The following is an 8,463-nucleotide window of genomic DNA, read 5'->3' as shown; positions in this document are numbered from 1 at the left end:
TAGTTACCCCCCCCGATGTGGTTGTGAGAGTCTCTTTTTTTTAATATTTTTTTTTTTTATTGTTTTTAAACGCCCGTTTGTTGTTAAAACACCGCCGGACGGGTAATGGGGGGGGGGGGGGGGGGGGTGGGTGGGGCCGGCCGGTGGCCCCGTGGGCGGCCCCCCGGCCCCCCCCGTGGGGGGTTTGCGGCGGGGGCCCCCCACCCCCCCACCACCCCAGCCAACAAGCAAAACTCCCAGAGCCGGCTGTTGCCGTTGCTTGAGGGCTTCTGCAGGTGCAGGGCCGCAGGCCCTGCCGAACAAAGCCTATTCCTCTACCGGGAAATCCTCGATCGGCTTCAGCACGTCGTAGTGCTCGCGATGCAGCTTGCCCTTCAGCTTCGGCAGCTCCGGCAACGGCGCATCCACGCGCGTATCCGGCAGCCGGTCCAGCAGGTTGCGTACCAGGGTCAGCCGGCCCAGGCGCTGGTCGTTGAAATTCACCAGCGTCCACGGCGCGCCTTCGCGGTGGGTGGCGCGCAGCATCGCCTCGCGGGCCTCGGTGTAGGCGCTGTACTTGCTGCGCGATTTCAGGTCCACCGGGGACAGTTTCCAGCCCTTCAGCGGGTCGATATGACGCTCGGCGAAGCGCTTCTCCTGCTGTTCCTGGTCAACGCACAGCCAGTACTTGAACAGCAGGATGCCGTCGTCCACCAGCAGCTGTTCGAACACCGGCGCCTGGCGCAGGAACTGCTGGTACTCGGTTTCGCTGCAATAGCCCATCACCCGTTCGACGCCGGCACGGTTGTACCAGCTGCGGTCCATCAGCACGATCTCGCCGGCAGCGGGAAGATGGCTCGCGTAGCGCTGGAAGTACCACTGCGTGGCTTCACGGTCGGTGGGCTTGGGCAAGGCCACCACCCGGCACTGGCGAGGGTTGAGGTGCTGGCTGATGGCCTGGATCGCGCCGCCCTTGCCCGCCGTGTCGCGGCCTTCGAACAGCACCAGCAGGCGTTGCCCGCTGTGCTGCACCCAGCGCGCCATCGCGGTCAGTTCCAGCTGCAGTGGCAGCAGCAGTTCGTCGTACTCCTTGCGCTTGAGCTTGGCCATCGTCACACCACGCGGGAAGGAAGCCCGAGCGTAGCGCAGGGCGATGTCAGGGCGTGTCGAGGCCCTGCCAGCCGTGTTCGCGGGCCAGCTGCTGCAGCAGTGCGGACAGATCGCGTGCGAAGGCCGCCATGTCGAACAGCCCGCTGCGCTCGCGTGCCTGCGCCAGCTCAGCGCGCAACGCGGCCAGCGCCGCCGGGTCGTTGCCCAGTGCGCTGGCAGTGGCGATGAACGCGGCATCGTCGGCGACGTTCAGCCGGGCCAGGCCGAGGTGATGGTTGAGGCTGCCGGCCACGCGCGCAGCGAAGGTGTCACCCGGGCAGGTCAGCACCGGGCAGCCGGCCCACAGCGCATCGGAGGCGGTGGTGTGGGCGTTGTACGGATGCGTGTCCAGGAACAGGTCGGCCAGCGGATAGCGCGCCAGGTACTGCGGGTGCGGCAGCTTGGCCATGAACACCAGGCGCGCCGGGTCCAGGCCCGCGGCCTGTGCGGCGGCACGCAGGCGCGCATCGGCCTGGCCGGGCCCGGACAGCAGCCACAGCACGCTGCCGGGCACCGCATGCAGCACTGCGAAGGCACGGCCGATGCTGCGCGGGTTGAGCTTGTAGCTGTTGTTGAAACAGCAGAACACCACGCCCTGCTCGGGCAGACCGCAGTCGGCACGGGTCGGCGCAGGCTCCAGCACACGCGTGTTGTCTGACGGCTGGAAGGCGCGCGGCAGGCGCAGCACGCGTTCGCTGTAGTGCGGCTCCAGTGCCGGCGGCAGCGCGAAGGCATCGCCGACCACCGCATCCATCCACGGCGCCCCCGACGTGCCCGGATAGGCCAGCCAGTTCAGCTGCAGCGGGGCAGGGCGCATCGCCAGCACTTCCGGCGTGCCGCCACCGCCCCAGCCGCGCAGGTCGAACAGCAGGTCGATGCCCTGTGCGCGGATGCGTGCGGCGGTATCGTCATGGCGCAGGCCGGCCACATCATGCAGCTGCGCCGCTGCCTGCAGCCGCTGGCGGATGCGGCTGCCGTCGTCGCGGTTCAGCGCGAACAGATGCAGTTGCAGTGCGGGGTCGCGACGCAGCTGCTCGAACAGCGCCACGGTCAGCAATCCGGTCGGATGTGCGCCGAACCCATTGGAGAGGAAGCCGACGCGCAGCGGGCCGTGCGGGCGCACCGTTGCCGGCGGCAATGGCCGCACCGAGGCAGCCACGGCCAGCGCACGGGTGTGCGCGCAGGCCAACTGTTCGGCAGCGCTGGCGTCCTCGTTGAGGAAGGCGAACGGCTCGACCACGCCCTGGCTGCTGGCAACGGCGGCGCGCACCTGTGCCGCCAGCGTGTCCAGGTCCTGCCAATCGCACAGGCGACGCTGCCAGGCCAGGCGCTGGGCGGCGATGTACGGCTCGGCCGGCATCAGCCCATGCGCGCGTCGATAGGCCGCCGACGCGCCTTCGGCATCATCGGCATCTTCCAGTGCATGGCCCAGCCACAGCGCAATGCCGGGATGCTGCGGTGCCAATGCCGAGGCCTGGCCGAGCAGCTTGGCCGCATCGCCATGTGCACCGGCCATCCACGCCACGCGGCCCAGCCGTGCCAGCGCTTCGGGGTGATTCGGGCGCAGCTGCAGCGCACGTCGCGCGGCCTGTTCGCCGGCAGCGATGTCGCCGGCTTCCAGTTCCACGTCGGCCAGCATCACCCAGGCGACGAAGTCGTCGGGCTGGCGGGCGATCGCTTGCTGCAGTTGCTGTCGCTGCTGCCAGGCCGACATCGTGCTCAGCCTGCCGACAGCTGGGCCAGGGCGTCGACCTGGTGTTCGTGGCTGAGCCGCTGCAGCAGCGGATCGAGGTCGCCGGCCAGGATGTTGGGCAGGTCGTACAGGGTCAGGCCCTCCACGCGGTGATCGGTGATGCGCCCCTGCGGGAAGTTGTAGGTGCGGATGCGCTGGCTGCGATCACCACTGCCGACCTGCAGGCGCCTCGACTCGGCCTGCGCCGCGTCCTGGCGTTGGCGCTCGGCGTCGAGCAGCTGCGCTTTCAGGCGCTTCATCGCCTTGTCGCGGTTGGCGTGCTGGCTGCGTTCGGTCTGGCATTCCACCACCACGCCGGTCGGTATGTGGGTGATGCGGATCGCCGACTCGGTCTTGTTGACGTGCTGGCCACCGGCGCCGGAGGAGCGGAACGTATCCACCTTCAGGTCGGCCGGGTTGATGACGATGTCATCGACTTCGTCGGCCTCCGGGATGATCGCCACGGTGGCCGCCGAGGTATGGATGCGGCCCTGCGATTCGGTGGCCGGCACGCGCTGCACACGGTGCGTGCCCGATTCGAACTTCAGGCGCGAGAACGCACCACGGCCGACCACCCGTGCCACCACTTCCTTGTAGCCACCGTGTTCGCCGGGATTGTCCGATTCGATCTCGACCTTCCAGCCCTGGCGCTCGGCATAGCGGGCGTACATGCGGAACAGGTCGCCGGCGAAGATCGCCGCCTCATCGCCACCGGTGCCGGCGCGCACTTCCAGGAACAGGTTGCCTTCGTCGCGCGGGTCGCGCGGTACCAGCAGCAGCGCCAGCTCCTGCTCCAGTTCCAGCAGGCGCGCCTGCGCGGCGGCGATTTCCTCGTCGGCCAGCTCGCGCAGGTCGGGGTCGGCGCGCATGCCTTCCGCGGCGGCCAGATCAGCCTTGGCACGGGATTCATCGGCCAGGGCGATGGCGATCGGTTCAAGTTGGGCGAATTCGCGCGAAAGGTCGCGGAAACGGGTGTTGTCGGCGACCACGTCGGGTTCGGCGAGCAGGCGTTCCAGTTCTTCGCGGCGCTCGGCCAGCGCTTCCAGCTTACGGCGCAGGGTCGGCGTCATCGGGTCTCACGGGTGGGTGGCGGTAACCCGGCGTGGCCGGGAACAGGCGCTCGGCGGCGCGGGTCAGGTCGGCATCGCCACTCAGCGCGGCCGCGCGCAGGGCGGCGGTCGGCGGATGCAGCAGGCGGTTGGTCAGGCCATGGGCCAGCAGTTCCAGCACTTCGTCGGCGGGTTTGCCGTTGGCCAGCTGCTGGCGCGCACGCTCCAGCAGCTCGGCGCGGGTGGCTTCGCCAAACGCGCGCAGCTGCCGCAGCGGGGCCTGGTGGGCGCTGGCCTGCTGGGTCTCGATGAAACGCGACACCTGCAGGTCGATGATCGCCTCGGCCTCGGCGGCGGCCTCGCGGCGGCCACGACGGTTGTCTTCCACCGCGCGTTCCAGGTCATCGACGGTGTAGAGGAAGGCGTCGTTGAGGGTGCCGACCTCGGCTTCGATGTCGCGCGGCACGGCCAGGTCGAACAGCAGCATCGGCTTGTGCCGGCGCGCGCGCAGGGCCTTGGCCACCATCTCGCGGTGGATCACTGGTTCGCGTGCGGCGGTGGCCGAGAACACCACGTCGGCCTCGCCGAGGTGGCGGTCCAGTTCGGTCAACGGCAGTGCCACGCCGCCATGGCGGCTGGCCAGTTCCTGCGCGTGGGCCAGGGTGCGGTTGGCGATCAGCAGCCGCCGTACCTTGCCCTCGCTCAGGTGGCGTGCAGCCAGTTCGATGGTCTCGCCCGCGCCGACCAGCAGCACGGTGGAATCGTCCAGGCGCGCGAAGGCGTTCTGCGCCAGGCGTACCGCGGCCGAGGCTACTGAGACCGGATTGGCGCCGACCTGGGTGTCGGTGCGCGCACGTTTGGCGACCGAAAAGGTCTGCTGGAACAGGCGGTCCAACCGCTGGCCGAGCAGGCCGTGGTCACGCGCGGTCGACCACGCATCCTTCACCTGGCCAAGGATCTGCGGTTCGCCCAGCACCATCGAGTCCAGCCCGGTGGCGACCCGGAACAGGTGGCGTACGGCTTCTGCATCGGCATGCTGGTACAGGTAGCCCTGCAGGTCGCCGGCCTGGGCGTGCAGCCACTGGTCCAGTGCCTGTGCCGAATCGGCCACGGCGTACAGTTCGGTGCGGTTGCAGGTGGACAGCAGCACCGCCTCGGCGATCTGCGGGGTATCGCGCAGCGAACCGAGCGCGCGCGGCAACGCCTCACCGGCGAAGGCCGCGCGCTCGCGCAGCTCCACCGGTGCGGTCTGGTGATTCAGTCCGAGCACCCACAGGGTCATTGTTCAGTTGCTTGCGATAAGCTGCTGGCCATTGGACGACATTTTAAGGCCCCGATGCCGACGATGCCCGCATTGATTCGCATCCCCAGTGTTCTGCTGCTGTCCCTGGCCTGTGCCCAGGCCCTGGCAGCGGTGCCGGCCAAGGCCCCCGTACGGGCCCCGGCCACTGAGGAACTGGCGCTGGAACCGGTGATGGCCGGTGAATTCGCCCTGCAGGCCGGCAAGCTGGCCGAGGCCGCGCGCTGGTACCTGCAGGCGGCCCAGCAGACCGACGGCGACGCCGGCCTGGCCGAGCGTGCCACCCGCATTTCCATGCTGGCCAACGACGACGCCAGTGCCGCCAAGGGCCTGGCCCTGTGGCAGCAGCGTGCGCCCAGTTCGTTGACCATGCGCAGTGCCGCTGCCGCGCTGGCCATGCGCCAGGGCGATGTGAAGGCTGCGCGTGGGGACCTGCAGGCGTTGCTGGCCGATCCCGACGAGCGCGGCTGGAAGTTCGCCCTGGCCGCCCTGATCGGCGGCGGCCGCGACCCGGCGGTACCGGCGCAGGTGCTGGGGGAGCTGGTCGATGCCAACGCCATCCCGCCGAAGATCGAGGCCTGGCAGGAGTTCGGTCGCCTGGCCCTGCGCATGGACAAACCCGAACTGGCGCGGCGCATGATCGATGAAGTGGTCAAGCGTTTCCCCGAAGAACCGCGCGTGGCGTTGCTGCGGGCCAGCCAGCTGCAGCAGGCCGGGGAGACCGGCAAGGCGCTGTCGCTGCTGCATGACGTCGAGCCGAAGACCCGACAGGACCCGGAACTGCGCAATGCAGTGGCCATTGCCTACGACAGTCTCGGCCAGCCGTCCGCAGCCGAACGCGTGCTGGCGTTCGGCCCGCAGGACGTGCAGACCTGGGGCATGCGCGCCTCGCTGCTGGCCAAGCAGGGCGACAAGGCCGCGCTCTCCAACCTCTACAACGAACTTTCACGACAGGCGGCCAAGCCGGACCCGGCGCAGCGCCTGCTGTTGGGCAAGATCGCCGAATACCTGAAGCGTTACCCCGAGGCCGTGCAGTGGTACCACAGCGTGCCCGGTGGCGATGAGCTGAGCGAGGCGCGCCTGCGCGCGGCCAACGCCCAGGCCCTGGCCGGGCGCCTGCCGCAGGCATTGGATGAAGTGCACGCGATCCAGTCCGATGCGGTGGTCGACGACGACGTGCGCCGCGACGCCTACCTGCTGGAAGCCGAACTGCGCCAGCGCGCCGACGACAGTGCCGGGGAGCTGGACGCGCTGGCCCGCGGCCTGGCCGCCTACCCGGATGACAATGGCCTGCTGTACGCCCGCGCGCTCACATGGGAACGCCGTGACGACATTCCGCGCGCCGAGGCCGACCTGCGCAAGATCCTGGTGACCGACCCGGAGAACGTGCCGGCGCTGAACGCGCTGGGCTACACCCTGGCCGACCGTACCGGCCGGCTGCAGGAAGCGCTGGAACTGATCGACCGCGCGCGCGTGGCCGAGCCGGACAACGCCGCCATCGTCGACAGCTATGGCTGGGTGCTGTATCGCCTGGGTCGCAAGGAAGAAGCGCTGGTGCAGCTGCGCCGTGCCTGGACCCTGGCCAAGGACCCGGAGATCGCCGCACATGTGGGCGAAGTACTGTGGGTGCTGGGCAAGCACGACGAGGCGCGCCACTTCTTCGAGGAAGCGGCCAAGCTCGATCCCGAAAACCGCGCGCTGCTGCGCGCCCGCGAGAAGTTCAATCCATGAGTGTTTCGATGATCCGGCCGCTGCTGCTGGCGGCCGTGACCCTGGCGGTCAGCGCCTGTACCACCGTGGGCACGCAGAAGACCCCGCCACCGGCGGTGGTCGAGACCGTTTCCGCCGAAGCCGCGCAGGCCGAGGTCGCGCGCGTGGCCGCGCTGCACGCGCAGCCGGACTGGGCGTTCCAGGGCCGGGTCGCGGTCAGCAAGGGCAAGGACGGCGGCAGTGGCCGCATCGACTGGAAGCAGGAAGGCCGGCGCTATGTGGTCGAGCTGAGCGCGCCGGTGACCCGGCAGAGCTGGAAGCTGACCGGCGACACCCATTCCGGAGCCGGCCGCCTGGAAGGACTGGCGGGAGGCCCGCGCGACGGCGAGGACGCCCAGCAGCTGTTGCTGGAGGCGACCGGCTGGGAAATCCCGGTCAACCAGCTGCCGGAGTGGATCCGTGGCCTGGTGGCCGGCGATGCTGCCGGTCCGGAGAAGGTCGAGCGCGACGGTGAAGGCCGGCCGCGCCGCATGCAGCAGATGGGCTGGCAGGTGCAGTACCTGGACTGGTATCCGGCCGAGGCCGGGCGCCCGGCGCTGCCGCGCCGGATCGAGGCCAGCAATGGTGACGCCAAGGTGCGCCTGCTGGTGGACCAGTGGGGTCAGGGCGCCCCATGAGTGCCGGGCGCGATGACGCGGGCTGGTCCTGGTGGCCGGCCCCGGCCAAGCTGAACCTGTTCCTGCACATCACCGGCCGCCGCGCCGATGGCTACCACGAGCTGCAGACGGTGTTCCGGCTGCTGGACTGGGGCGACCGCATTGGTCTGCGCCTGCGTGAAGACGGGCAAGTGCGTCGTGAGGGCGAGGGGCTGGTCGGCGTTGCCGAGGCGGATGATCTGGCGATACGCGCCGCGCGTCTTCTGAAAAGCGCGGCCAATATCGTGCAAGGCGTAGACATCATCGTCGAAAAGAACGTTTCTGCGGGTGGTGGCTTTGGCGGCGGTTCCTCCGATGCGGCCACCGTGCTGGTGGTGCTGAACCGGCTCTGGCGTGCCGGCCTGGATGAAGATGCCCTGGCCGCGCTGGGCCTGCGCCTGGGCGCCGACGTGCCGGTGTTCGTGCGCGGCCGCAATGCGTGGGCCGAAGGCGTGGGCGAGCGCCTGCAGCCGATCACCCTGGCCCCGGCCTGGTATGTGGTGGTTGAACCGGGCGTTCATGTTCCCACGCCGGTCCTGTTTGCAGACCCGGATTTGACGCGCGACAGCCCAGTGGCGAAAATAGAGGACTTCGCTTCCGGGACCTTGGTCGGGAACGCGTTCGAACCGGTGCTGCGCCGCCGTGAGCCTGCCGTCGAGGCCGCGCTCGCTGCGTTGAGCGGCATCGGCACGGCGCGGCTGACCGGTTCGGGAAGTGGTTGTTTCGTCGAGTTCGCATCGCAGTCTGCCGCAGAGCAGGGACGGTCGAAGTTGCCGAAGGAGTTGCGGGCAAGGGTGGCAGCGGGCGTTGCGCGTTCGCCACTGCTGGATGCACTCGAGCAACACTGAT

The 8,463-nt window shown here is 69.3% G+C and carries 7 protein-coding genes; 3 read left to right on the top strand and 4 right to left on the bottom strand.

All coding sequences use genetic code 11. The features are described from left to right. Positions 1–306 precede the first annotated feature (306 nt). The 4 genes from ppk2 to hemA are packed head-to-tail and all read right to left on the bottom strand — an operon-like array spanning position 307 to position 5,191. Positions 307–1,089: a polyphosphate kinase 2 gene (ppk2, locus tag QRO91_RS07630; protein ID WP_049426751.1), complete on the bottom strand. Its 783-nt coding sequence runs from the start codon at positions 1,087–1,089 to the stop codon at positions 307–309. 46 nt (positions 1,090–1,135) lie between these two features. Beyond that, positions 1,136–2,842 (bottom strand): tetratricopeptide repeat protein, encoded by a 1,707-nt coding sequence (locus tag QRO91_RS07625; RefSeq protein WP_285310355.1) that lies wholly within the window; start codon positions 2,840–2,842, stop codon positions 1,136–1,138. A 5-nt stretch (positions 2,843–2,847) separates the two neighbouring features. Beyond that, on the bottom strand, positions 2,848–3,930 hold the full coding sequence (prfA, locus tag QRO91_RS07620; protein WP_100443768.1) for a peptide chain release factor 1: 1,083 nt from the start codon (positions 3,928–3,930) through the stop codon (positions 2,848–2,850). Then, positions 3,908–5,191 carry a glutamyl-tRNA reductase gene (hemA, locus tag QRO91_RS07615; protein ID WP_049432743.1) on the bottom strand — a complete coding sequence of 428 codons (1,284 nt, stop codon included), beginning with the start codon at positions 5,189–5,191 and terminating at the stop codon, positions 3,908–3,910. Before hemA ends, prfA begins: the two co-directional genes overlap by 23 nt. A 63-nt stretch (positions 5,192–5,254) precedes the next feature. On the opposite strand from hemA, the gene QRO91_RS07610 reads away from it, so the two are divergent. Genes QRO91_RS07610 through ispE form a run of 3 tightly spaced genes read left to right on the top strand, consistent with a single transcriptional unit; the run spans position 5,255 to position 8,462 of the window. Further along, on the top strand, positions 5,255–6,940 hold the full coding sequence (locus tag QRO91_RS07610) for a tetratricopeptide repeat protein (RefSeq protein ID WP_180848841.1): 1,686 nt from the start codon (positions 5,255–5,257) through the stop codon (positions 6,938–6,940). Beyond that, positions 6,937–7,596, top strand: a complete 660-nt coding sequence (lolB, locus tag QRO91_RS07605; protein ID WP_285310354.1) for a lipoprotein insertase outer membrane protein LolB — start codon at positions 6,937–6,939, stop codon at positions 7,594–7,596. Before QRO91_RS07610 ends, lolB begins: the two co-directional genes overlap by 4 nt. Continuing rightward, a complete protein-coding gene (gene ispE / locus QRO91_RS07600; protein ID WP_049432732.1) occupies positions 7,593–8,462 on the top strand; it encodes a 4-(cytidine 5'-diphospho)-2-C-methyl-D-erythritol kinase in 870 nt (289 codons plus the stop codon). Before lolB ends, ispE begins: the two co-directional genes overlap by 4 nt. The last annotated feature ends 1 nt before the right edge of the window (position 8,463 follow it).

This window comes from Stenotrophomonas maltophilia group sp. Smal32 (genome assembly GCF_030237085.1).
Taxonomy (GTDB): Bacteria; Pseudomonadota; Gammaproteobacteria; order Xanthomonadales; family Xanthomonadaceae; genus Stenotrophomonas; species Stenotrophomonas maltophilia_Q.
The sequence above is the reverse complement of the archived record's forward strand: the minus strand, read 5'-3'. Positions and strand labels throughout refer to the sequence as shown.

Bases quoted from the DNA above. Each gene is read 5' to 3' on its own strand.
- QRO91_RS07625 (WP_285310355.1), bottom strand. From the start codon at position 2,842: ATGTCGGCCTGGCAGCAGCGACAGCAACTGCAGCAAGCGATCGCCCGC.
- ppk2 (WP_049426751.1), bottom strand. From the start codon at position 1,089: ATGGCCAAGCTCAAGCGCAAGGAGTACGACGAACTGCTGCTGCCACTG.
- ispE (WP_049432732.1), top strand. From the start codon at position 7,593: ATGAGTGCCGGGCGCGATGACGCGGGCTGGTCCTGGTGGCCGGCCCCG.
- QRO91_RS07610 (WP_180848841.1), top strand. From the start codon at position 5,255: ATGCCCGCATTGATTCGCATCCCCAGTGTTCTGCTGCTGTCCCTGGCC.
- hemA (WP_049432743.1), bottom strand. From the start codon at position 5,191: ATGACCCTGTGGGTGCTCGGACTGAATCACCAGACCGCACCGGTGGAG.
- prfA (WP_100443768.1), bottom strand. From the start codon at position 3,930: ATGACGCCGACCCTGCGCCGTAAGCTGGAAGCGCTGGCCGAGCGCCGC.
- lolB (WP_285310354.1), top strand. From the start codon at position 6,937: ATGAGTGTTTCGATGATCCGGCCGCTGCTGCTGGCGGCCGTGACCCTG.